19 protein-coding genes and 1 tRNA gene are annotated in these 23,856 nt (G+C 69.7%); 4 read left to right on the top strand and 16 right to left on the bottom strand.

Annotated features, from left to right (window positions below):
- Positions 1-96: 96 nt before the first annotated feature.
- Genes AC0J5J_RS14090 through AC0J5J_RS14080 form a run of 3 tightly spaced genes read right to left on the bottom strand, consistent with a single transcriptional unit; the run spans position 97 to position 4,093 of the window.
- Positions 97-1,554, bottom strand: coding sequence for a glycoside hydrolase family 1 protein (locus tag AC0J5J_RS14090; protein WP_474898563.1), 1,458 nt, complete (start codon positions 1,552-1,554; stop codon positions 97-99).
- Positions 1,551-2,864: a D-arabinono-1,4-lactone oxidase gene (locus AC0J5J_RS14085; RefSeq protein WP_474898561.1), complete on the bottom strand. Its 1,314-nt coding sequence runs from the start codon at positions 2,862-2,864 to the stop codon at positions 1,551-1,553. Before AC0J5J_RS14085 ends, AC0J5J_RS14090 begins: the two co-directional genes overlap by 4 nt.
- Positions 2,861-4,093: an amino acid deaminase/aldolase gene (locus AC0J5J_RS14080; RefSeq protein ID WP_474898559.1), complete on the bottom strand. Its 1,233-nt coding sequence runs from the start codon at positions 4,091-4,093 to the stop codon at positions 2,861-2,863. The genes AC0J5J_RS14085 and AC0J5J_RS14080 overlap by 4 nt, the downstream gene beginning before the upstream one ends.
- A 330-nt stretch (positions 4,094-4,423) precedes the next feature.
- On the opposite strand from AC0J5J_RS14080, the gene AC0J5J_RS14075 reads away from it, so the two are divergent.
- A complete protein-coding gene (locus tag AC0J5J_RS14075; RefSeq protein WP_474898557.1) occupies positions 4,424-6,541 on the top strand; it encodes a hypothetical protein in 2,118 nt (705 codons plus the stop codon).
- 60 nt (positions 6,542-6,601) lie between these two features.
- Here the strand turns inward: AC0J5J_RS14075 and AC0J5J_RS14070 are convergent, their stop codons facing one another.
- Positions 6,602-7,228: a response regulator gene (locus AC0J5J_RS14070; RefSeq protein ID WP_134425128.1), complete on the bottom strand. Its 627-nt coding sequence runs from the start codon at positions 7,226-7,228 to the stop codon at positions 6,602-6,604.
- Positions 7,228-8,436: a sensor histidine kinase gene (locus AC0J5J_RS14065; protein ID WP_474898555.1), complete on the bottom strand. Its 1,209-nt coding sequence runs from the start codon at positions 8,434-8,436 to the stop codon at positions 7,228-7,230. The genes AC0J5J_RS14070 and AC0J5J_RS14065 overlap by 1 nt, the downstream gene beginning before the upstream one ends.
- A gap of 214 nt (positions 8,437-8,650) precedes the next feature.
- Here AC0J5J_RS14065 and AC0J5J_RS14060 point away from each other — a divergent pair, with 214 nt between their 5' ends.
- Genes AC0J5J_RS14060 through AC0J5J_RS14050 form a run of 3 tightly spaced genes read left to right on the top strand, consistent with a single transcriptional unit; the run spans position 8,651 to position 11,396 of the window.
- Positions 8,651-9,718 carry an FtsX-like permease family protein gene (locus AC0J5J_RS14060; protein ID WP_474898553.1) on the top strand — a complete coding sequence of 356 codons (1,068 nt, stop codon included), beginning with the start codon at positions 8,651-8,653 and terminating at the stop codon, positions 9,716-9,718.
- Positions 9,715-10,416: an ABC transporter ATP-binding protein gene (locus AC0J5J_RS14055; RefSeq protein ID WP_134425079.1), complete on the top strand. Its 702-nt coding sequence runs from the start codon at positions 9,715-9,717 to the stop codon at positions 10,414-10,416. Before AC0J5J_RS14060 ends, AC0J5J_RS14055 begins: the two co-directional genes overlap by 4 nt.
- Positions 10,417-10,469: 53 nt before the next feature.
- Positions 10,470-11,396 (top strand): Ppx/GppA phosphatase family protein, encoded by a 927-nt coding sequence (locus tag AC0J5J_RS14050; protein WP_134425078.1) that lies wholly within the window; start codon positions 10,470-10,472, stop codon positions 11,394-11,396.
- A gap of 26 nt (positions 11,397-11,422) precedes the next feature.
- Here AC0J5J_RS14050 and AC0J5J_RS14045 read toward each other — a convergent pair whose 3' ends face one another.
- The 11 genes from AC0J5J_RS14045 to mfd form a co-directional block, all read right to left on the bottom strand.
- The gene (locus tag AC0J5J_RS14045; protein ID WP_134425077.1) at positions 11,423-11,812 is read right to left on the bottom strand and encodes an SHOCT domain-containing protein; all 390 of its coding nucleotides are present in this window, start codon (positions 11,810-11,812) and stop codon (positions 11,423-11,425) included.
- 157 nt (positions 11,813-11,969) lie between these two features.
- Positions 11,970-12,045 (bottom strand) — tRNA-Leu (locus AC0J5J_RS14040).
- 76 nt (positions 12,046-12,121) lie between these two features.
- On the bottom strand, positions 12,122-13,609 hold the full coding sequence (locus tag AC0J5J_RS14035) for an NAD(P)/FAD-dependent oxidoreductase (protein ID WP_474898551.1): 1,488 nt from the start codon (positions 13,607-13,609) through the stop codon (positions 12,122-12,124).
- 38 nt (positions 13,610-13,647) lie between these two features.
- Positions 13,648-14,958, bottom strand: a complete 1,311-nt coding sequence (locus AC0J5J_RS14030) for a S8 family serine peptidase (RefSeq protein WP_474898549.1) — start codon at positions 14,956-14,958, stop codon at positions 13,648-13,650.
- Complete coding sequence (locus AC0J5J_RS14025; protein ID WP_134425075.1) at positions 14,928-15,449, bottom strand: DUF501 domain-containing protein; 522 nt, start codon at positions 15,447-15,449, stop codon at positions 14,928-14,930. Before AC0J5J_RS14025 ends, AC0J5J_RS14030 begins: the two co-directional genes overlap by 31 nt.
- Positions 15,446-15,922 (bottom strand): FtsB family cell division protein, encoded by a 477-nt coding sequence (locus AC0J5J_RS14020; protein ID WP_474898547.1) that lies wholly within the window; start codon positions 15,920-15,922, stop codon positions 15,446-15,448. Before AC0J5J_RS14020 ends, AC0J5J_RS14025 begins: the two co-directional genes overlap by 4 nt.
- Positions 15,923-16,045: 123 nt before the next feature.
- Positions 16,046-17,326 carry a phosphopyruvate hydratase gene (eno, locus tag AC0J5J_RS14015; protein WP_134425073.1) on the bottom strand — a complete coding sequence of 427 codons (1,281 nt, stop codon included), beginning with the start codon at positions 17,324-17,326 and terminating at the stop codon, positions 16,046-16,048.
- A 105-nt stretch (positions 17,327-17,431) separates the two neighbouring features.
- A complete protein-coding gene (gene hisS / locus AC0J5J_RS14010; RefSeq protein WP_474898546.1) occupies positions 17,432-18,688 on the bottom strand; it encodes a histidine--tRNA ligase in 1,257 nt (418 codons plus the stop codon).
- 61 nt (positions 18,689-18,749) lie between these two features.
- Positions 18,750-19,283 (bottom strand): ferritin, encoded by a 534-nt coding sequence (locus AC0J5J_RS14005; protein WP_134425071.1) that lies wholly within the window; start codon positions 19,281-19,283, stop codon positions 18,750-18,752.
- Positions 19,284-19,426: 143 nt separating this feature from the next.
- Positions 19,427-20,146: a nucleoside triphosphate pyrophosphohydrolase gene (locus tag AC0J5J_RS14000; protein ID WP_134425070.1), complete on the bottom strand. Its 720-nt coding sequence runs from the start codon at positions 20,144-20,146 to the stop codon at positions 19,427-19,429.
- 60 nt (positions 20,147-20,206) lie between these two features.
- Positions 20,207-23,833, bottom strand: a complete 3,627-nt coding sequence (gene mfd / locus AC0J5J_RS13995; protein ID WP_134425069.1) for a transcription-repair coupling factor — start codon at positions 23,831-23,833, stop codon at positions 20,207-20,209.
- Positions 23,834-23,856 lie beyond the last annotated feature (23 nt).

Below are 23,856 nucleotides of genomic sequence, written 5' to 3'. Positions count from 1 at the left end.
GGCGGCGTGTCTACGACGCAGCACCATCATAACCATGCGGTCTGAACCTCCCATGTCCTTCCCAACACACTCCAAGAATCTCCCTGCGCCGCACTGTCAGCGGGCGGAGAGCACCCTCTGCAGCCAGCGGTAGGAGGACTTGGGGGTGCGGGTGCGGGTTCCATCCTGGAAGTCGACGTGCACGAGGCCGAACCGCTGGGTGTAGCCGGCCGTCCATTCGAAGCTGTCCAGCAGGGACCAGATCGTGTAGCCCTGGAGGGTGACGCCCTCGGCGATCCCGCCGGGAGCGACCGCGGCGAGCGCCGTCGTGAGGTGCTCGGCCAGGTAGTCGATCCGGGCCGGGTCGTGCACGGCCCCCCATTTGTCGGCCACGTCGGGGAAGCTGGCTCCGCCGGCCGTGATGCAGACGGGAGGCAGGTGCTCCGCGTAGCGGTCCCGCAGCTCGGCGAGGGCCACGCCGAGGTATTCGGGCGCGATGGCGGTGCCCGCGTTGGTCACCGGGAACTCGCGCATCGCGGTGACGTGGAAGGGGAACGCCACGACCTTCTCCGGCGGCCCGACGGGCGGGGGTCCGGTGAGAGTCTTCGGGGCCGCCGGGCCGGCCGTGATCCGGCTCGGCTGGAAATAGTTCAGGCCATAGAAGTCCAGCGGCTGGTGGATGGTGCGCAGGTCGTCCGGTTCGGTCTCCAGCAGCATCCTCAGCGGCACCTGGTAGGGCTCGGGCGGTTCCGGGTAGCGGCCGAGCAGTACGGCGTCGGCGTAGAGGCGGTTGTGCAGCACGTCGAAGAGCGCGGCGGCGACCTCGTCGGCTTCGCGGCCGCTGGCCGCCTGCACGGGCGAGTGCACGTTGGCAATCCCGATTCGGCCGCGCACGTCGGCGGCGCGCAGGCCCTGCACGGCGAGGCCATGGCCGAGCAGCTGGTGATGCGCTGCGGGCAGGGCGCCGAACAGCCGGGCCTCACCCGGGGCATCCGTGCCGAGGGCGTACCCGTTCAGGGTCACCGTCGCGGGATCGTTCAGGGTCAGCCAGGAGTCGATCCGGTCCCCGAACACCTCGCCCACCTGGTGCGCGTAGTCGCCGAAACGCATGGCGGTGTCCCGGTTCAGCCAGCCGCCGCGCAACCGCAGCGGGGTATCCCAGTGGAACAGGGTGGCCATCGGGCTGATTCCCGCGGACAGCAACCCGTCGAGCAGACGGTCGTAGAAGGAGGTGCCGGCCCGGCTGAGCGCACCCCGGCCGTCCGGCTGCAGCCGGGCCCAGGCCAGCGAGAAGCGGTAGTGGTCGATGCCCAGCTCGCGGAGCAGGGTCACGTCCTCGTCGAGCCGGTTGAAGTGATCCGTCGACACGGAGGCGTTGGAACCGTCACGGATGCGCCCGGCGGCGGCCGTGAACGGGTCCCAGGTCGATTCGCCGCGGCCGCCCTCCCGGGCGCCACCCTCGATCTGGAAAGCTGAGGTGGCCACGCCCACCGTGAAACCGTCGGGCAGCCGGTCACCCAGTTCCCCCGCCCGGTGTTCCCAGGCGCGTGCGGCGGGGGTGTTGCTATTACTCATCGACCGAGGACTCTTTCCAGATAGCTGTTGGCGAAGCGGCGCTCCGGGTCAAGCCTGTCACGCACCGACAGGAAGTCGTCGAAATGCGGGTACTCGGCGCGGAGGGAGGCGGCATCCCGGTCGTGCATCTTGCCCCAGTGCGGGCGCCCGCCGTGCGCGCGCATGATGGCTTCGACCGCCTGGAAGTAGGCGGCCGGGTCTTCCCGGTAATACCGGTGCACGGCGATGTAACCGGTGTCCCTGCCATTGGCAGTGGAGAGCCACACGTCGTCGGCCGCGGCCGAGCGCACCTCGACCGGGAAGGAGATGCGCCAGCCGCGCGCGGCGATCAGCTCCCGCACCTCCCGCAGCGCAGCGGGGACCAGGGCCCGCGGCAGCGCATATTCCATTTCCTGAAAGCGCACGGTGCGGTTCGTCACGAACACCCGGTGGGAGACGTCCGTGAATTCGCGTCGCCCGCTGAGCCGGGTGGCGAGCCGGGTGGATCGGGGCACGGTGGCCGGCGCGAGCGCACCCAGCGCGCAGATGCCCCGGTATATCCCGTTCGCGAGAAGTTCGTCGTCGACCCAGCGAGAGACGGCGCCCAACGGGGACCGCTCGTCGGTCACCGGCAGGCGCGTGTTGGTCTTGGTCAGCGCGGTTTCGGTGTGCGGGAACCAGTAGAACTCGAAATGGTCGTGCCGGTCGGACCGGTCGAGGTAGCGCTCGAGCACCTCCTCGAGCGGTTCGGATGCCTCGACGGCGTGCAGCAGGTAAGCGGGCACGCACTGCACGGTCACGTCCACGACGATGCCGAGCGCGCCCAGCCCGATCCGGGCCGCCGGCAACAGCTCCGGGTTCTCGGTCTCGCTCACGTGCAACAGGGAGCCGTCGCCGGTGACGAGGGTCAGGGCCACAACCTGAGTGGCCAGCCCGCCGAAACGCCCGCCGGTGCCGTGGGTTCCGGTGGAAAGTGCGCCGGAGATGGTCTGCCGGTCCACGTCGCCCATGTTGGCGAGGGCCAGGCCGTACGGACGCAGCAGCCGGGGCAACTCGAACAGGCGGGTTCCGGCGGCCAGGGTGACCCGGCCGGACGCGGCATCCGCGTCGATCAGGCCGGCGAGGTCGAACAGGTCGAGCTGCACCCCGGGGGCCAGGGCGATGCCCGAGAAGCTGTGCCCGGAGCCCACGGCCTTGACCCGGAGGCCCACCTTGCCGGCCGCGACCACGGCACGCTGCACGGCGGCGACGGTCGACGGCCGCTCGACGCGCACCGGCGTCACCGCCTGGTTCCGGGCCCAGTTGCGCCACACCGCTCCGCTCGCACTCACAGGAACACCTTCCCCTCGCCACGGTAGGTCGGCAGGATGTCGACCACCTGCCCATTCTCGACCAGTGCAACCTCGTTCACGTGCTCGCTCAGCTCCCCCGATTTGGTGTGCCGCGCCCACACGCGGTCGCCGACCTCGAGCCGGGCCGCGCCGGGGCCGGTCAGCGGGGTCTGCACCTCACCGGCCATCTCCCGCGCGACCAGGTGGAGGCCGTCCGGCCAGACCAGGCGCGGCACCCGGTCGGCGCCGGGAACCCCGGAGGCCACCCACCCGCCGCCGAGCAGGACGGCCATGTCGGGGCGGGGCTTCCGCACCACCGAGAAGGCGACCGCGGCCGCCGGCGCGGGCCGGAAGCTCGCATAATTGTCGAACAGGTGCCCCCCGAAGAAACCGCTGCCGACGGCGACGTCAGTGACGGATGCGTCGCCGCGCGTGGTCTCGACCGAACCGGTTCCGCCTCCGTTCACGAATTCGAGGGGCGCGACCTCCCGCACCGCGCTCACGGCCGCGGCGCGGCGCTCGGCGATCTCGGCGACGGACCGCCCCCGCACCCACCGGTTGAGCATCCCCCGGACCGGTCTGCCGGCCGGCCGGTCGCCAACCCCGGCCACCTGGGCCTCGTAGGACATCATCCCGACGAGGTGGAAACCGGGCCGGGCCAGAATGGCGACCGCGAGGCGACGGGCGTCGGCCGGCGTGTGCACGGGCGAGCGCCACACGCCCAGGTGGCCGAGCAGCGGGGCGTCCCAGGATGCGTCGAGGTCGATGCAGACCCGGATCGGGGCCCGGCTGCCCGGCGGGAGCACCGCGTCGATGACGTCGAGGTGCGCGACCGAGTCCACCATCAGCGTGACGGTCGCGGCCAGCCGCTCCGAACGGCTCAGCTGCAGGATCGCGGCCCGGTCGGCCGTGGGGTAGCCGACGACGACATCCGTCACCGTCTCCGCCAGCCAGAGTGCCTCGGCCAGGGTGTAGGCGAGCACGCCCCGATAGCCGGGCAGGGCCAGGATCGCCTCGAGCACGCCGCGGACGCGGATGGACTTCGACGCCACCCGGAGCGGGGTACCGGCCGCGCGGTCGAGCATGTCGTGGGTGTTGTGCCGTAGCGCGTCCAGGTGCACCGCGGCGACCGGGGTGTCGAGGTGCGCCGTCGCGGTCGTGAGGGCAGGCCAGAACAGTTCGGGGGTCAGCCACGAACGGTCCACCGGGCGCGGGGACAGGTCGAGCATCAACGCACCGCCTTCGCCGTCGGGGTGCGTGGCCGGGAGGTCTCCCGGAGGGATGCCGGAACGGTGACCACGGCCACGGAACGCCCTTTACTCGTCGGGGGAAATCAGCACCCGGAGGGGCCAGCGCCAGTATGCACCATGGCTCCCGGTCGGCCGAACGGGGGCCATTTGCGTCACAGTGCGTGTCGCGCGTTGACTTTCCCGGCCGTGACCCGTGGAATGGTCACCAGGGGTGAAGAGATGCGCGGTAGAACTGTGTCCGGTTCGGGCTCCGAGTCCGGGCGATCCGGTCGGCGGTTCGCCTCCGGTCTCCGTGCACGGTCTGCCCCGATGATCGTCGCCCTGATCGGCGCGCTGACCGTGGGCCTGCTCACGCTCGGCTCGTCGGTGGCCGCCGTCGCCGTCCCGGCCCCCACGCCGCCGCCCACCCCGAACTCGACGGAACCGACGGCATCCCCGGAATCGACGCAATCCACCGGCCCGACGACCCTGGCACCGACCATCACGAGCCCGGCACCCGGCAGCTTCGTCGGCAGTGGCACCACGACGATTTCCGGCACCGGCGAAGTCGGGCGGGAGATCCAGCTGCTCTCCCCCGTCTCCGACCAGGACCCGCTCTGCTTCGCGGTGGTCGACGCCGCCGCGGTGTGGAGTTGCACGGCGGTGTCTTTGCCGAGTGGTCCCGACGTGCGACTGCGCGTCGTCGTCACGGGTGCCCCCGAATCGGCTGCCGAGCAGACCATCGCCGTGCTGTCCGCACCGGTCGTGACCGGGGGCCCGACCGGCCTCGCACTGACCAACGGCACCGTTCGCGGGAGCGGGTATCCGGCGGCATCCGTCGTCGTCTCCCTGGCCGGGGGGAAGCGCTGCACGGCCACCGCGGACGCGTCCGGCGCCTGGTCCTGCACGTTCACCGGCAACGTCGCCGGCGGAGCGGTCTCCGTGTCGGCGAGCCAGCAAACGTCCTACAGCGCACCCTCCTGGTCGAATGCGAGCGCACCGGTCAGCCTCGACTTCGACCTGGACCGCCCGACGGCCCCCATCGTGAGCGCGCCCGTGGGCGGCGACCGGGTGCCGCTGTCCGGCACCACCTATTCCGGTTCCGGCGAGGATGACGCGACCGTGACCGTCTTCGCCGGCGCCTATTCGGTCTGCAGCGCCGTCGTCGTCTCCGGGTCCTGGAGCTGTTTCGCCGGCGGCGTCGCCGCCGGGTCCCACCAGGTCATCGCGGTGCAGCGGGACCCGGCCGGCAACCTGGGCCCGGGCAGTCCCGGCGTGGAGGTGCTCTTCGGGCCGGCGGCCGCGGCAACGCCCGACACCACGGGCCCCGGCGCCCCGATCCCGACCATGGGTGCGAGTGCACCGCCGGCGTCCTCCGCCCCCGCTCCGGAGAGCACCGTGCCCGGTGCACCGGGCCAGGAAGCACCTCACCCGCAGGCCTCTTCACCCTCAGCGCTGTTGCCTGCTCCGGTGCCGGGCGGATGGAACGATCCGACCCTGTTCGCGACCGCCGTGCCGGCGCCGTGGTCCACCTCGCCGGTCTCCTGGGTGCAGGCGGCGTTTCTCGCCTTCGGAGCCCTGCTGCTGCTCTGCGTTCCCGCGCGCCTCCTCGCTGGAACCGTTTCCCGGGCCCGGAACGGTCGCCCGTTCTGGCAGACCGTTTCGATCGCGGGCCGAAACCGCAGCCGCGTCGAGTTCGAGACCGCACCCGACCTGCCGCTGAACCGGTGGCTGGTGGCCGGTGCGGCCGTGACAGCGGCGGCGACGCTGGTCATGCTGTCGGGCCCGGTGAGCAGCCAGCCGGCCTACCTGCGGCTGCTTCTGGCGGTCATGGCGGCCCTCGTCGTCGTCAACGCGGTCGGAACGCTCGTTCCGCTCTGGTGGAGTTCACGGGTGTGGTGCGAGCGGGCATCCGTCACCTTCCTCCCGCGCTACCTGCTGCTCGTCGCCGCGACCGCTCTCGCCTCCCGGGCATTCGAGATTCACCCCGCCCTGGTTTTCGGGCTGCTCGGATCCGTCGCCGCAGCACCCGGCCTTCCGGGGCGCAGGCGCGGCCAGCTCGCCGCACTGCGGGCCGGCAGCCTGATCGCGCTGGCCCTGCTCGGCTGGCTCACGCTGGGCCTCCTGCCGCAGGCCAACGGATTCCTCAGCGCGTTCGCGGCGGAGATCGCCACCAGCGTCGTGCTGGCCGCGATCGGGTCGGCCGCCCTCGTGCTCATCCCGATCGGACGCACCAGCGGGCGGAGCATCCTCAGCTGGTCGCCGCCGATCTGGGCGGCCCTGACCGTGCTGGCGTTCACCATCATGTTCGGGGTTCTCTCCCCCGCCGGGCTGTTCTGGCCCGGTGACGGTGGTGTCAGCCTGTGGTGGGCAGGGGCCGGCGTCTTCGCGGCGCTCAGCGTGGCTGCCTGGGCCTGGCAGCGGTTCGTGGTGCCCGCCCGGCACTAGACCGTGTTTCCCGGCTGCCGGGCCGGAACGCAGGGCGCGAAGCGCCAGACACCGGGCCGATCACGCGCGCCGGATCAGTCCGGACTGCCGCGCTGCCGCGACGGCCGCCGTGCGCGAGGCCACCCCGAGTTTCGGGTAGATGTGCGCGAGGTGGGATTTGACCGTGGTCTCGCTGAGGTGCAGGTGGCGGGCCACCTCGGTGTTGCTGAGCCCCTCCGCCACCAGGGCGAGCACCTCAAGCTCCCGAGCGCTGAGGGCACGGGTGGAATCGCGCACTCGGGACAGCAACCGGCTCGCGACCGCCGGCGCCAGCGCCGACTGACCGGCCGCCGCGGCCATGATCGCCGCGAGCAGATCGTCGGGCGAGGTGTCCTTGAGGAGATACCCGGCCGCGCCGCCCTCGATGGCCGTGATGATGTCCCGGTCGGTGTCGTAGTTGGTGAGGATCAGGACGGCGGGTGGATCCGGCAGGGCACGGATGCCGCGGGTCGCGTCAGCCCCGCGGAATTCGCCGTTGAACTGGAGATCCATCAGCACCACGTCCGGGCGCAGGCGGGCGGCCTCCGCGAGGGCCTCCTCGACGGTGCCGACCGCCCCGACGACGGTGATGGACGGTTCCGTCTCGCACAGTGCCTGCAGGCCGGTGCGCATGATCGGATGATCGTCGGCGATCAGCACCCGCACGATCATCCGGACACCTCGAATCCGGCCACGATGCTGGTTCCCCGGCCCGGCTCGCTCTCCACCGTGAGCGAACCGCCGAGGGCCGCGACCCGCTCCCGCATCGCCTGCAGCCCGAATGAGGTGCGCCCGTCCGTGGTGCTCTCCTGATCCGGCCCGGCCGTGAAACCCACGCCGTCGTCGACGACGTCGAGGATGACCTCGGAGTCGAGCATGCTCAGGGTGAGGTCGATCCGGCTGGCACGGGCGTGCTGCACGGCGTTCGCCAGGGCCCCCTGGGCGATGCGGAGCAGTGCCGTCTCGACCTGGGTGGGCAGCGGCACCGGGGTGCCGGCGATCGTGACTCCGACGGGGATTCCGCTGCTGTCGCCGGTCTGTACCGCCAGGCGCCCCAGTGCCTCGACCAGCGTCGCCTCGCGCAGGGCCGGCGGCGACAGCTCGTCGATGAACTGCCGGGTCTCGGCGAGCGCCTGGGCGGCGGCCTCCCGGGCCTGATGCAGCCGGTCCAGCCCGGTTCCCGTCACGCCGCCGGAGCGTTCCGCGGCGTGCAGGAGCATCACGATGCTGGACAGCGACTGGGACACCGTGTCATGGATCTCCCGGGCGAGGCGGGCACGTTCGCCCTGCACCCCGGCGGCCCGTTCGGCAGCGGCCAGTTGAGTTCGGGTGGCACGCAGTTCGTTGATCAGGCGTTCCCGCTCCGTGGCCTCCCGGTCCAGGGACCGGTAGGCCAGGCCGATCGCCACGGCCACGGCAGCACCGATCAGCGGCCCCACGATGCCTGCGACACCGAAGCCCCGGTGCATCCCGAACAGGGCGATGGCCACCAGCGTCGCTCCGGCGACCGAAACGGGTCCCCGCCAGCCGCGCAGAAAGTGCAGGGCGAGGAAGAACAGGGGAAAGACGAGGTAGATGGCCTCCGGGCTGACGACGGCGAGGGCCACCCATTCGAGGCCGAGGACACCGACCCAGGCCGCGCCGAGCCGCGGCCGTGCGCCGTCGAAGTTTCGGCTGAGCAGCCACCCGGCCGCGTAGGTGCCGAGGAACACGGCGGCCAGGCAGATGATCACGGCGCCGGCGGGCATCCCCGCAGACCCGGCCGTGGCGACGACCAGCGCGATCAGGCCGACGCACAGTCCGTGCAGCCCGATGCGCAGCCCGAGGAAGACGGGGCTCAGGGCGGAGTTCCTGGATCCGATGCTGGGTGCGGTCACGCGATACTCACCCCTTCAGGCTACCGGCCCGGCCCCCGGCCGTCATCGTCCGAAAGGTGGAGCCGACCCTCCGCCTTTGGTGCACCGGAGATGGTCAGCCCGCACGATGACTGGCAGCGGGCTGATCGCGAGAGTAGACAGTGCTCGGCAACCGCCATCCGGCGCCCCTGCCCGGCCCATCCGCCCCACCCGTCCCCGATTGAGGAGCTTGACAGTGTTCGTTGCATGGCGCGATCTGAGATTTGCCCGGGGGCGATTCGTGCTGATCGGCTCGGTCGTCACCCTCATCACCCTGCTGGTCGGGTTCTTGTCCGGCCTGACCATGGGGCTGGCCGACCAGAACGTGTCGGCCCTCACCGGTCTCAGCGCCGACCGGATCGTGTTCTCGGCTCCCGCAGCCGGGGAATCCGTGAGCTATGCCGACTCCGCCGTGACCGGCGCCGACGCGGATGCCTGGCGCGCCCAGCCCGGCGTCGACCGGGTCAGCCCGCTCGGCATCCTGCAACTCCGCCTCGGCTCCGACCAGAAGCAGACCAGTGTGGCCCTGTTCGGCGCCGAGGCCGGGTTCGGCATGGTCCCGGCCGAGGCCGGGCACCTGACCCTGCCGGAGACGGCGGCCGAGGACCTCGGCGTGCGGGCCGGCGACACGGTCGGCCTGGCCGGGACGGTTTTCACCGTCGACTCCGTCACCGCCGACACCTGGTACTCCCACACGCCCGTGGTGTGGCTGCCGCTGACGGACTGGCAGGACGTGGGCACGGCCACCGGACGCCCGGACGCGGTGGCGAGTGTCCTCGCCGTCACCGGCTCCGACGTCGACTATGCCGCGGCCGACCTCGCCACGGGAACGACCTCCACCGGGGTGCTCGCGTCGCTGACCGCCCTGGAGGCGTTCCGCTCGGAGATCGGCTCGCTGCTGCTCATGGTGACCATGCTGTTCGGAATCTCCGCCCTGGTCGTGGGGGCGTTCTTCACGGTCTGGAGCATCCAGCGCCAGCCGGACGTGGCCGTGCTGAAGGCCCTCGGCGCATCCAACCGGATGCTGGTCCTCGATGCCCTGGGCCAGGCATCCGTCGTTCTCGTGGTCGGCGTGGGAGTCGGGATCGGACTGACCGGCGTGCTCGGGGCCCTCGCCGGGTCTGTGCTTCCGTTCGTTCTCAGCCCGCTGACCACCCTGCTTCCGGCCGCCGCCATGATCGCCCTCGGCCTCGCCGGCGCCGCGTTCGCCCTCCGTTCCGTGACCGCCGCCGACCCCCTCACCGCCCTCGGGAGCAACCGATGATCCAGCTCGACCGCATCACCCTCACCTTCCCCGACGGCGGTGCCCGTCTCACCGCGGTCGACGACGTCAGCCTCCGGGTCGACCGCGGCTCGATCGTCGGCATCACCGGCCCGTCGGGCTCCGGCAAGTCCAGCCTGCTGGCCGTGGCGTCCACCCTGATCACGCCCGATCAAGGCTCCGTGTTCATCGGAGACGTCGACGCGACCCTGCTCTCCGCGGCCGAGAAGGCGGAGTTGCGCCGGGATCGTCTCGGCATCGTGTTCCAGCAGTCGAACCTGCTGTCGTCACTGACCGCCCGTGAACAGCTCGTCGTGATGGGCGAACTCGGCGGGGCCCGCCGCGGGGCGCGTGCCCGGCGTGCGGCCGGCATCCGGGCAGACGCGCTGCTGGATGCCGTGGGCCTGGTCGACCAGTCCGGTAAGCGCCCGGCGCAGCTCTCCGGAGGGCAGCGGCAGCGCGTCAACATCGCCCGGGCGTTGATGAACGACCCCACCGTGCTCGTCATCGACGAGCCGACGAGCGCCCTGGATCAGGAACGCGGATCCAGCATCCTGGAACTGATCCTGAAACTCACGGTCGAGCACGACACGGCCACCGTACTGGTCACCCACGACCAGCGACTGCTGCCACTGATGGATTCCGTGCACACCATGGTCGATGGTGTCCTTTCGACCGCGCTCGACACCGTCGCCGGGTAGCGGTGCCGGGTAGCGGTGCCGGCGTGGACGCCGCGCACGCTATCGTCGGAAGCGTGCGCCTCGGAGTCCTTGATGTCGGTTCGAATACCGTCCACCTGCTGGTCGTCGACGCGCATGCGGGTGCCCAGCCGGTGCCGATGGCCTCCGACAAATCCGTTCTGCGGCTGATGCGCTACCTCACACCCGACGGAGCCATCACCGACGAGGGCTGCACCGCGGTACTCGAGGCGGTGCGGAACGCGGCCGAGGTGGCCCGTCGGCACCAGGTCGATGATCTGCTCCCGTTCGCCACCTCGGCGCTGCGCGAGGCGTCGAACGGACCCGAACTGCTCGCCCGGGTCGAACGGGAGACCGGCGTGGCCTTGCAGGTCCTGTCCGGGGAGGACGAGGCACGCCTGACCTTCCTGGCCGTACGGCGCTGGTACGGCTGGTCGGCCAGGGACATCCTTCTCTTCGACATCGGCGGCGGTTCCCTCGAGATCGCCGCCGGCGCGAACGAGATCCCCGCGATCGCGCTGTCGCTGCCCCTGGGTGCCGGGCGGTCCACCATCGGCTTCCTGCACGACGACCCGCCGCTGCCCGACCAGGTGTCCGCCCTCCGCCGGCACGCGGCCACCGTGCTGGAGCGGGCCGTGACAGCGTTCGAGGGGCTCCCGGCACCGCACCACGTGGTCGGCTCCTCCAAGACCATCCGCTCCCTGGCAAAACTGGCCGGGTCCACCGCGGACGGCTTCGGCTCCGGCGAGCGGATGCTGCTGACCCGCTCACAACTCGCCGACTGGGTCCCCCGGCTGGCCCGTATCCCGGCTGAGGCCCGTCCGGCACTGCCCGGAATCACCGCCGACCGCACCTTCCAGATCGTGGCCGGTGGAATCGTGCTCAGCGCCGCGATGGCCGCCTTCGACGTGACCGAGCTGGAGGTGTCCCCCTGGGCGCTGCGCGAGGGCATCATCCTGAGGTACCTGGACCACCTCGAATAGGCGCCACGGACGGCAAGCGGCTCAGGTCAGCGCAGTGCCTTCGCTTTCAGGGCCGCGTACTCGTCCGGGGTGATGGTGCCGCTGTCGAGCAGGGCCTTCGCCTTGCCGATCTCGTCCGCGGACCCGCCCGATCCGGCGACCGACCGCACGTACTGTTCCGTGGCCTGCTGGCTGCGCTGTGCAGCCTGCATCTGCCGCTCGGCCATGCCCTTGCCCCGGGCGATCAGGTAGACCAGGGCGGTCAGGAACGGCACGAAGACAAGGAACAGCATCCACCCGGCCTTGGCCCAGCCGTTCAGTGTGCTGTCACGGAAGATGTCCCCGATGATCGAGAAGAGCACCATCAGATAGGCGATGAATGCGAATGTCCAGAAGAAGAACCAGATGACATCCCACGTTGCTTCAAGAAAACCCATGACTGTTCCTCCTCGGTCGGGGAAAGGCACGTGGCAGGGAGGCGACGGCCGTTTCACTGGCCGATGGTAGCGCGCCCGAACCGAGGAGGAAAGGCCAAGTCACACGGCAGAAACAACCACCCGGCGCTGCGTGCGCGCGATCATGAGCGGTGGTGCATGGTGCCCCCGCTGGGGGTCGAACCCAGACTGTGACGATTTTAAGTCGTCTGCCTCTGCCATTGGGCTACGGGGGCGCGTCACTCAACCGAATGAGTCGAGGGCAGGCGCTGGGGCGCCCGCGGATTGACCCACGGGCACCCCCAGGCGCTGCTACTTGACGGCTGCTGTTTCCTCGGCCTGCTCGGCGGCTTTCTCACCTGCGGTCGGGCGCGGGGCACGAGGTGCCCGTGTCTTGACCGCCGGGACCGTGACGGGCGGTACCGCGGCGGCCGGAGCGGCGGTCGCGGGCGCCTTGGTCGGAGCGGCGGCATCCGCGGCCGGCTTGGGACGCGAGGCGAACTCCACGAACGTGGCCCGCGGGTTTTCCACCGCGGCCAGGGACACGATGTCGCGCCCGAGGAAGAAGTTGTTCACCCATCCCCAGACGACGCGCAGCTTGCGCTCCCAGCTCGGCATGGCCAGGCCGTGGTAGCCGCGGTGGGCGAACCAGGCCGGCAGGCCCTTGATGGCGATCTTGCCGGATTGGAAGACACCGGAACCGATTCCCAGACCGGCCACGGCGCCGAGGTTCTTGTGCTCGTATTCCTTGGGTGCCTCGTCGCGCAGAACCGCGACGATGTTCTTCGCGAGAAGCTTGCCCTGGCGCACGGCGTGCTGGGCGTTGGGCACGCAGAAGCCGCCCACGCCGCCGCCGCTGAGGTCGGGCACTGCGGTGATGTCGCCGGCACCCCAGGCGTCGATGATGATCTCGTCCTCGGTGCCGACGCGCAGGTCGGGGCGCACCTGCAGGCGGCCGCGCTCTTCGATGGGCAGGTCCGTGTGGCGAACGATGGCCGGGTTCGCCATGACGCCGGCCGTCCAGACGATCAGGTCGGTTTCGAAGCTCTCACCGGTGGAGAGCTCGATCTTGCCGTCGACCGCGCTGGTCAGTTGCGTGTTCAGGTGGATCTGAGCGCCGCGCTCGTCGAGGTGCTTGATGACCCAGAGGCTGGTCGGCAGGGAAACCTCGGGCATGATGCGCCCCATGGCCTCGATCAGGTGGAAGTGGGTGTCGTCGAACCCGATCTGCGGGTAGGACTTGAGCAGCGACGAGGCGAAGGAGCGCAGCTCGGCGAAGACCTCGATGCCGGCGAAACCGCCGCCGATGACGACGAAGGTGAGCAGGCGATCGCGCTCGGGACCGGCCGGCAGCAGGGCTGCCTTGTCGAAGTTGGTGAGGATCCGGTCGCGGATGGCGACGGCTTCCTCGATGGTCTTGAGCCCGATCGCCTGGTCGGCGACGCCCGGGATCGGGAAGGTGCGGGAGACCGCGCCGGCCGTCACCACGACGATGTCGTACACGAATTCGTACGGCTCGCCGATGGGCGGGGTGATGGTCGCCGTCTTGGTGGCGTGGTCGATGTGGGTGACCTTCGCCGTGACGACGGTGGTCTTCTTGAGGTGGCGCCGGTGCGCGACGACGGCGTGACGGGCCTCGATGGACCCGGCCGCCACCTCCGGCAGGAACGGCTGGTAGGTCATATACGGAAGCGGGTCGACCATGGTGACCTCAGCCTCGCCGGTGCGGAGCCATTTCTCCAGCTTCCACGCAGTGTAGAAACCGGCGTAGCCGCCACCGACAATCAGAATTTTGGGCACTAGGGAAGTCCTCCTACAAGATTTGGATTCGCGAAAACTTACCGTTTTGATCGTATTCGCTTGATGTGCCGAGTGGCCCCGATGCCGAACAGCGTTACTAGAGTACCAAACCCGATCAGCACCATGAGCGGCACGCTGACATAGGTCAGGGTGAGCGGGGTGGGCAACCACGCTGCGGCCACGCTCGGCAGCGGCCGCTCCGGGTCGTTCTGCACGGCCACCGGAACCTGCGTCGAAGTGTCCGGGGTCGGTGCGAGTTCGGTGTCCGCGCGCCGGTGCACCCGGATCCATTCCTCCAGCAGGGCCGCCGGTTCCGGACTGGTGGACGCCGGAACGAGAGCAGTGACCGCCGCCGCCGCGTCGATCAGGCCGTTGCCGTAGATGGGGCTGGGCACCTCGCGTCCATTGGGGTCGGCCGTCGCGATCACCCGGTTCATCACCTCGGCCGCGTCAAGCCGGGGATAGGCGGCGCGCACAAGCGCGACGAGACCCGACACAATGGGTGCGGCCGCACTCGTGCCATTCCACTGCACGTAGCCTCCACCGGGAACCACACCGACGAGCTGTTCGCTGGGTGCCGCCACGGAGATCGTGATGCCCTGAGAGGACGCGTCGAAGCTGGCACCCTTGGTGCGGTCGACGCCGGCGACGGTCAGGACGCCGGGGATCGTGGCCGGGGCACCCACCTCGGTCGTTCCGCTGCCCCGGTTGCCCGCGGCGGCAACGACGACGACGTCGTTCTCGAAGGCGTACAGGAAGGCGTCGTCCCAGCTCGACGGCCAGTCCAGGGTATTGCGGGTGAGGGACATGTTGATCACGTCGGCGCCGTTGTCAACGGCCCAGCGAATGCCCTCGGCGATCTGCTCGTCGTTGCTGAGGCTGGCGTCACTGCTTCCGAAGGCCACCGAGACGGCCAGGATGGACGCCTCCGGGGCCACACCCAGGACACCGGATCCCTCCCCCGTGCCGCGGCCGGCCAGAAGTGAGGCCACCAGGGTGCCGTGTTCACTGCCCTCACCGACAGGCGTCTGCCCGTCAGCCGAGCCGAGCCCGGAGACATCCGTGCCCCCGATGACCGCGCCGGTGAGCTCGGGCACGCTCGCGTCGACGCCCGTGTCGATCACGGCGACCGTCACCCCTGCCCCGCGGGTCGTGTTCCAGGCCTGGGTGAATCCGTAATCGTTCAGCCAGTACTCCAGGTCCCGCACCTGCGTGTTCGCCGCGAAGGCGGGAGCAGCCGGGGCGAGGGATGCCGAGCCCAGCGCCACCGCCAGGGCCACGGCAATGCCCCCACCGGTTCGACGCCAGGCGGAGAAGGTCACTCGTCGGCCGCGGTGTAGTCGAGGCACTCGCAGACGGTGGGGGTCCAGGCCGCGCGGGCGAGGGCGAGGTCTCCGATCGGGTTCACGCCGGGACCTGCGGCCAGGGAGTGGGCGGCAAGCGCGTGCAGGCACTTCACACGTTCGGGCATGCCGCCGGAGGAGATGCCGGCGATCTCCGGCACCGTGCCCAGGGTCTCGCGGTCGGCCAGGAAGCTCTCGTGAGCTCGGCGGTAGCGGGCGCGCACGTCGTCGTCCTCGGCGAGAAGCTGGTTGTACTCGTTCATCACCTGGGTGGCTTCGAGGAACGAGAGTGCCGCGGTGGCCGCCGGGTGGGTCAGGTAGTACAGGGTGGGGAACGGGGTTCCGTCGGCCAGGCGGGGCGCCGTGGCCACCACCGTCGGGGCGCCGCACACGCAGCGCCCGGCAATGCCCACGACGTTGCGGGCCGGGCGGCCCAGCTGGGCGGACACGGTCTTGATGTCGGACTCGGTGACCGACGCGAAGGGGGGCCGGGTCATTTCGCGGCCTCGGGAGCCAGACCGGCCGTCATTACGGAGGCGAACATGGAAGACAGCCAATCGACGTTGGTGGTTTGGATGGTGGGGGTGGCGACCGGAGCGGCAGCGCTGCCGGTCACCGGCAGCGCGAGGTCGTTGATGACGAGGAAGCTCACGTCGCCGGGCAGCACGTACGATAACCGGTCCCGGGCCTGGGTGGTGACGTAGGTGCGGTCGTTCCAGCGCTCGCGCTCGCTTTTGAGCTCTTCCACGGCCCCCTGCTGGGCCTCCACAGCAGCTGTGAGCCGGTCGATCTGCTGGCGCTGGTCCACATAGGTGCGGATGCCCGGAGCAAGGATGACGACAGCCATGATCAGCAGACCCATCATCACCAGGGAGAAGCCCGACAGGCGCAGACCCCTCAGCCACCGGGCGGCGGGCGTCTCGGTGTCGGGCAGCGCGACAGGTGCACGGTCGGCACGTTTCCTGGCCACAGCCGCTCCCTTCCCGCATCAATGTTGCGGTTGCCCCGCAAAGGAACCCTAACCGCAAAAGGACAAAAAAATGGAGCCCTCGAGGCGTGGGCCGTAACCCGCGCCTCGAGGGCTCCCGTCGAACTACGCCTTGAAGCGCGGGAAAGCGGAGCGGCCCGCGTATACGGCGGCCTCGCCCAGCTCTTCTTCGATCCGGAGAAGCTGGTTGTACTTCGCGACGCGCTCGCTGCGTGCGGGCGCTCCGGTCTTGATCTGGCCGGCGTCCGTCGCGACCGCGAGGTCGGCGATGAAGGTGTCTTCGGTCTCACCGGAACGGTGCGAGATGACGGCGGTGTAGCCGGCGCGCTGCGCGAGGGAAACCGCGTCAAGCGTCTCGGTCAGGGTGCCGATCTGGTTGACCTTGACCAGGATGGAGTTCGCGGTGCCGAGGGCCAGGCCCTTGGCCAGGCGAACCGGGTTCGTCACGAACAGGTCGTCTCCGACGATCTGGACCTTGTCGCCGAGTTCGGCGGTGAGGTGCACGTAGCCCTCCCAGTCGTCTTCCTCGAGCGGGTCTTCGATCGAGACGAGCGGGTAGGCACCCACGAGCTCGACGTAGTAGGCCGACAGCTCCTGGGCGGTGAGTTCCTTGCCCTCGAAGTGGTAGACGCCGTCCTTGTAGAACTCCGACGCGGCGCAGTCCAGCGCAAGGCCGATGTCCTTGCCGGGCGTGTAGCCGGCGTTCTGGATGGCTTCGACGATGAGGTCGAGAGCGGCACGGTTGCTCGGCAGGTTGGGGGCGAAGCCACCCTCGTCGCCGAGGCCGGTGGAGAGGCCCTTCGACTTGAGCAGCGCCTTGAGCGCGTGGTAGGTCTCGGTGCCCCAGCGGAGGCCCTCGGCGAAGGACTCGGCGCCGAGCGGGACAACCATGAATTCCTGGATGTCCACGTCGTTGTCGGCATGGGAGCCACCGTTGATGATGTTCATCATCGGGACCGGAAGGGTGTGTGCGTTCGGGCCACCGAGGTAGCGGAACAACGGAAGGCCGGCCGAGGTGGCGGCGGCCTTGGCGACGGCCAGGCTGACGCCGAGGATGGCGTTGGCGCCGACGCGGTGCTTGTTGTCGGTCCCGTCGGTCTCGTTCAGGACGGCGTCGATGATGCGCTGGTCCGCGGCGTCGAGGTCTTCGACTGCCGGGCCGAGCTCGTCGATGACGGCGTCAACGGCCTTCAGAACGCCCTTGCCCAAATAACGTGACTTGTCGCCGTCGTGAAGCTCGTAAGCCTCGAACGCACCAGTGGATGCGCCGGACGGAACGGCGGCGCGGCTAACCGAACCGTCATCAAGCAATACCTCGACCTCAACGGTCGGGTTGCCTCTGGAGTCAAGAATCTCGCGTGCTACTACTGCCTCAATGAGAGCCACAGCTATCTCCTGTTTCCTTTGTGTTTATTAATTGTTGAGTGTTGGTCTGGGGAATCGAGGAAGACAGCACCGTATTCCAATCCCATAACAGTCTAGCGACTGGGCTCAGCCGCCGAGGGAACGGAACTCGAGGTCGGCCGCGCCGGGGGTGCCGGGTCCGACGAAGGCGTAGCGCCCGTATCCCGCTCCGGCCGCGCGTTCCAGCAGCGCCTTGACGTTCTTGGTGCGCTGTTCGAGGCGCACCCGGAGACCCTGTTCGACCAGTGTTCGCTTCAGCGCCACGAGCCGGGCGGGGTCTGTTCCCTTGTCGTACACGAGCACGACGGCGTTCTCGGCGGATGCGGCATCCGCCCCCAGCAGGTCGACGATGCGTTCGAAACCGATCGAGAACCCGCAGGCCGGCACGTCGGTGCCGAGGAACCGTCCGATCATGCCGTCGTACCGGCCTCCGCCGCCGAGGGAATAGCCGAGGTCCGGGTGGCTGATCTCGAAGATGGTGCCCGTGTAGTAGCCCATTCCGCGCACGAGGGTCGGGTCGAACACGAGCCGCACCCCGGGCAGCGCGGCACGGAGGGCGAGCAGATCGGCGTAGGCGTCGCCGTCGAGCCAGACCGGAGGGGCCGGTTCGGCCGCGTTCCAGCCGACGTCGGCGATCAGGGTCAGGGTCTCGGCGACACCGTCGGTGGGGATGCCCAGGCCGCCGAGCTCGCTGACGACCCCCTCGACGCCGATCTTGTCGAGCTTGTCGATCACGATCAGCGCCCGTTCGTTCAGCTCGGGTGCCACCTGCCAGTGCGCCAGCAGGGCGGTCAGGATGCGCCGGTCGTTGATCCGGATCGAGCACCCGGTCAGGCCGAGGGCGTCGAGCGCGGCGGCGGTCGCGGTGATCAGCTCGATCTCGGCGAGCAGCCCGGACTCGCCGATGATGTCGATGTCGCACTGCACGAACTGGCGGTACCGCCCTTTCTGCGGGCGCTCCGCCCGCCAGACCGGTGCGATCTGGATGGAGCGGAACACCGTGGGCAGCTCCGCACGGTGGGTGGCGTAGAAGCGGGCCAGCGGCACGGTGAGGTCGAACCGGAGCCCCAGGTCGGCCAGCGCAAGCAGGTCGCCGGACTCGGCGGCGGCCGCGGCATCCGCCGGCTTGAGGCCACGCTTCATCACGGCGAAGGCGAGCTTCTCGTTGTCGCCACCGAGCCCCGAGTGCAGCCGGGCGGCATCCTCCATGACGGGGGTCTCGATCTCGTCGAAGCCGTGCGCCGCGAAGCTGCGCCGGATCACGGCCAGCGCGTGCTCCCTGGTGGCTTTGTCGGCGGGGAGGAAGTCGCGCATACCGCGGGGAGGGGTCACAGGTGTTGCCATAGCCCCAATTGTGCCAGTTCGGACCCGGTCGTCTGGTCGGGGCCGGCTCTGCCCGATCGGCTCAGAGCGCGCCGCCCGCCGCTCCCGGGGCGTCGGAGTCGACGGGGCCTCCGGCCACGGTCTCCCGTGCGATGTAGTTCTCGATGTCGAAGAGGTTGTCCCCGGCCCGCTGGGCGATGGTCAGGAGAGTGGACATGGACGCCACTTCCTCCACCTGTTCCTTGAGGAACCAGAGCATCGCCTGCTCGCCGAGAGCATCTCCGTCGGTGCGGGCGGCACGGAACATGGCCTCGATCTGCGCGGTGACCTGCTTCTCCTGGGCGAGTGCCAACGCGATGGGCTCGACCGCGAGGGTGAAGTCGTTGCGCACGGCCGGGATTCCGGGGATTTCGACGCCCAGGTCGCGGTCCAGGCGGTACTGCACGAGCATCATGGCGTGGTTGCGCTCTTCGATCGACTGCGCGTAGAAGTGGGCGGCAAGTCGCGGCAGAGCTTGGTTGTCGAACCAGACGGCGATGGCGATGTACTGCTGAGACGCAGCGAATTCGTTGCCGATCTGGGCGGACAGAAGGTCGTTGAAGGATGTCTGGCTCATGGTCTGACGGTACCGCCTCTGCCCGGCGGGCACCACCGCGCCGGAGGCCGTCCGCCGCCTCTAAACGTTGCCGAAGCGGACAACTGTTGCCGGCACACCGGCAACGGTTGTCCGTTACAGCAACAGTCGCGGCCGCGACGGGGTCAGCCGGGCAGGCCGATGATGCCGGCGTCGGCCACGTCGACGGCATCCGTCGACTCGGCCTCGCGGATCTCGTCCTGCAGCCCGCGAAGTGCCGTGCGCAGCGCACGCTCCGAGTCGAGGCCCTGGCTTTTGGCCGCGGACACGATCGCCAGCAGCAGCGGGCCGAGCTGGTCCTCACTCTCGATCGGGAGCGGGAACGCGGCCTCGGTTCCGAGCAGCCCGATCTTCTGGGCCCGGCCGAGCACCTTGTCGGCGAGGGCGAGCGCCGGCATTCCCTGCGGGATACCGTCGAGCACGCTCGTGCGGGAGGGTTTCTCCGCGGCCTTGAAGTCGTCCCAGGCACGGGCCACGTCGTCGGCGGTTTCCAGGTTCACGTCGCCGAAGACATGCGGATGCCGCCCCACCATTTTTGCGGTCATGTGCGCGGCGACATCGTGGATGTCGAAGTCCTCGCCCGCGGTGTGCGCCGCGAGGTCGGCGTGGAAGACCACCTGGTAGAGCACGTCGCCGAGCTCCTCGAGCAACTCGTCACGGCTGCCCGACTCGATGGCTTCGATCAGTTCGTGCGTCTCCTCGGTCAGGTACTGCACCAGCGACTCGTGGGTCTGCTCGGCATCCCATGGGCATCCGCCCGGGGCACGGAGCAAGGCCACCACGCGCACGAGTTCGTCGAGACTGGAGGCGGACGCCGGGCGGGTGGGGATGTCTGAAGAGGTCACCGGATAACTCTAATCGCCCCCGATCGTCGGCCCGGAGATCACCGACGGGACGGTGACGGGCTAGGCGACAGCCGCGACCGGACGCGGGAAGATCGCGTCGAGCAGGGTGCCGGCCCACGCGATCAGTGCGGCATCCCCGAGCGGTTCCCCGTTGACACGCGGCATGGGCACCGTCAACGAGCCGTTCTGGGTGAAGTAGCGCGAGCCGGGGTACATGCGCTGCAGACGCACCTGCATCGAGTCGGCGAGGTCGGCCGGGGCCACCCGCAGGTTCGGTCCCATGGCCACGACCTCGCCCAGTCCGGCCTGCTGGGCCAGCCAGCGCAGCCGCGACACCAGCACCAGGTTCTGCACGGGCTGCGGCGGTTCGCCGTACCGGTCGGTGAGCTCCTCGAGCACCAGGTCGATCTGGTCCTTCGCGGCCGTGGGCGAACTGGCCGCGGAGAGCTTCTGGTAGGCCTCGAGGCGCAGCCGCTCGCTGTCCACGTAGTCCTCGGGGATGTGCGCATCGACGGGCAGTTCCAGCCGCAGCTCGGTCTGCCCCTCGGCGACGTCGCCACGGAATGTGCTGACGGCCTCACCGATCATGCGGAGGTAGAGGTCGAAACCGACCCCGGCGATGTGGCCGGCCTGTTCGCCGCCGAGCAGGTTGCCCGCGCCACGGATCTCGAGGTCTTTCAGCGCGACCTGCATGCCGGCGCCGAGCTCGTTGTTCGCCGCGATCGTGGCCAGACGGTCGTGCGCGATCTCGGTCAGGGGCTTGTTCTCGTCGTAGAGGAAGTAGGCGTAGGCGCGTTCGCGGCCGCGGCCGACCCGCCCGCGCAGCTGGTGCAGCTGGCTGAGGCCGAACTTGTCGGCCCGGTCGATGATGATCGTATTCGCGTTGGCGATGTCCAGGCCGGTCTCGATGATCGTGGTGGAGACGAGAACGTCGAACTTGCGCTCCCAGAAGTCCACGACGACCTGCTCGAGCTGAGCCTCGGGCAGCTGGCCGTGCGCCACCGCGATGCGCGCCTCGGGCACGAGCTCGGCGAGCGCGGCGGCCACCCGGTTGATGCTGGACACCCGGTTGTGCACGAGGAAGATCTGCCCCTCGCGCAACAGCTCCCGCCGGATCGCCGCGGCCACCTGGCGGTCGGAGTACGGCCCGACGAAGGTGAGGATCGGGTGCCGGTCTTCCGGCGGGGTCGCCAGCGTGGACATCTCCCGGATGCCGGTGACCGCCATCTCCAGCGTGCGTGGGATGGGTGTGGCGCTCATCGCGAGGATGTCCACATTGGTCTTGAGCTTCTTCAGGGCGTCCTTGTGCTCCACGCCGAAGCGCTGCTCCTCGTCGATGATCACCAGGCCCAGGTCCTTGAAGACGATGGAGTCCGACAGGAGGCGGTGCGTGCCGATCACCAGGTCGACGGTGCCGTCCAGCATCCCGGCGATGGTCTCACGGGACTCCTTCTCGGTCTGGAACCGGCTGAGCGCGCGCAGGTGCACCGGGAACCCGGCGAAGCGCTCCTGGAACGTCTCCATATGCTGGCGCACGAGCAGGGTGGTCGGCACGAGCATGACGACCTGCTTGCCGTCCTGGATGGCCTTGAACGCGGCCCGCACAGCCACCTCGGTCTTGCCGAAGCCGACGTCGCCGGAGAGCAGCCGGTCCATCGGGATGGGCCGCTCCATGTCGGCCTTGACCTCGTCGATGGTGGTGAGCTGGTCGGGGGTCTCCGCGAACGGGAACGCCTCCTCCAGCTCGCGCTGCCAGGGGGTGTCCGGCCCGAAAGCGTGGCCCTTGCTGGCCATCCGTGCGGAGTAGAGCTTGACGAGTTCAACGGCGATGTCGCGCACCGCGCGACGCGCCTTGGTCTTCGCGGCCGACCAGTCGCTGCCGCCCATCTTGCTCAGCGCCGGAGCCTCGCCGCCGACGTACCGGCTGACCAGGTCGAGCTGGTCGGTGGGCACGAACAGCTTGTCTCCCGGGTGCCCGCGCTTGGACGGCGCGTACTCGAGAACGAGGTACTCTCGCTTGGTCTTGACCGGGTTGCGACCGCCGCTGGAGACCTCGCGCTGGGTCAGCTCGATGAACCGGCCGATGCCGTGCGTCTGGTGCACAACGTGGTCGCCGGCCTTCAGCTGCAGCGGGTCGACGACGTTTTTGCGACGGCTGGCCAGCTTCTTCACTTGGCGCGCGTCGTAACCGACCGTGCGGCCGTAGAACTCGGACTCGCTGACGAGGGAGAGTTTCGTCTCCGGTATTTCGAAACCGTGGTCGACGGATGCCTGCAGCAGGTACGCGATGCCGGGTTCCGGTGCGCTGGGCCATTCCGTGACGATCCGGGCGGGGAGCTCCCGCTCGGCCAGAACGTCGGCGGCGCGTTCGACCAGCCCGGCACCCTGGGCAACGATGCCGACGGTCCAGCCTGCCTTCATCCGCTCGGCCAGATGGCCGACGGCTCCCTCGACACTGCCCTGGAAGCTCGGAACAGCGTCGCCCTCGACCCGGACGGTGAGCAGGTCATCGATCTCCCGGTGCTCGGGCAGCACCGGGGCATCCGTCGGCGCCGCCTGGAAGGAGCTCAGGGTCCACCACACATGTGCGGACGACGGGGCGCCGGGCGCACTGAACTGCACGGCGTCCCGCAGCCGCCCGAGGGTGAGGAAGTCGCCGGATTCCAGGTCGATCGGGGCCTCGGCACCCGCGGTCGCGGCGCTCCACGCAGCACCGAGGAATTCCCGGTTCGTCTCAGCCAGGCTGATCGCCCGCGAGGCGACGCGTTCGGGTGAGATCACGGCGACGGCCGCCTCTGCGGGCAGGTAGTGCGTGATCGGCACGAGCCGGTCGACGAGGGCGGGCGCCAGGCTCTCCATGCCCTCGACCGGGATGCCCTCGGCGATCTTGGCCAGCAGGCCGGACAGGCTCGGGAACTCGTGCTGCATCTCGCGGGCGCGCTGTCGCACGGCAGGGCTCAGCAGCAGCTCGCGGCTCGGCGGCAGGCTGACCGAATCGACCGGGTCGGGGAAGGAACGCTGGTCGGCGACTGAGAACGCACGGATCTGCTCGACCTCGTCACCGAAGAATTCGACCCGGAAGGGGTGCGGGGCGATCGACGGGAAGACGTCGAGGATGCCACCGCGCACGGCGAACTCACCGCGACGGGTGACCATGTCCACGCGGGCGTAAGCCACGTCGACGAGCTGACGGGCGATGGCCGAGAGGTCGTGGCCGCGCTGGCCGGCGACCAGGTCGATCGGCTCGTAGTCGGTGAGGTTGTCGGCCACGGGCTGCAGCGCGGCGCGCACGGAGGCGATCACGATCAGGGGACGCCTGGCCGCGGGGGCACTCTCCTCCCACTCACGCATCCGTCGCAGGGCGTAGAGGCGTTTGCCGACGATTTCGGCGCTGGGGCTGAGGCGCTCATGCGGCAGAGTCTCCCAGGCGGGGAAGTCGATGATTTCGGCGTGGTCGGTGAAGGAGTTGAGGTTCTCGTGCAGCGACTCCGATTCCCGACCGGTGGCGGTGATCAGAAGCAGGGCCGGGGCCTTGCCCAGCTCGCGGCGACGCTCGAGCAGTGCGGCGAGCAGCGGCGCGCGCAGCCCTTCGGCGAGGGAGAAGTCGACGTCGCGGTTCGCGAAGGCGAGTGCGTTGTCGAATGTGGAGGCGCGCGAAAGTGTGGCAATTAAGCCCTGAAGGGTCACCGGACAAGTGTACGCAACCCGGC

Source organism: Cryobacterium sp. TS_SC_7 (assembly GCF_056156285.1).
This window is presented reverse-complemented; position numbering and strand designations above follow the sequence as displayed.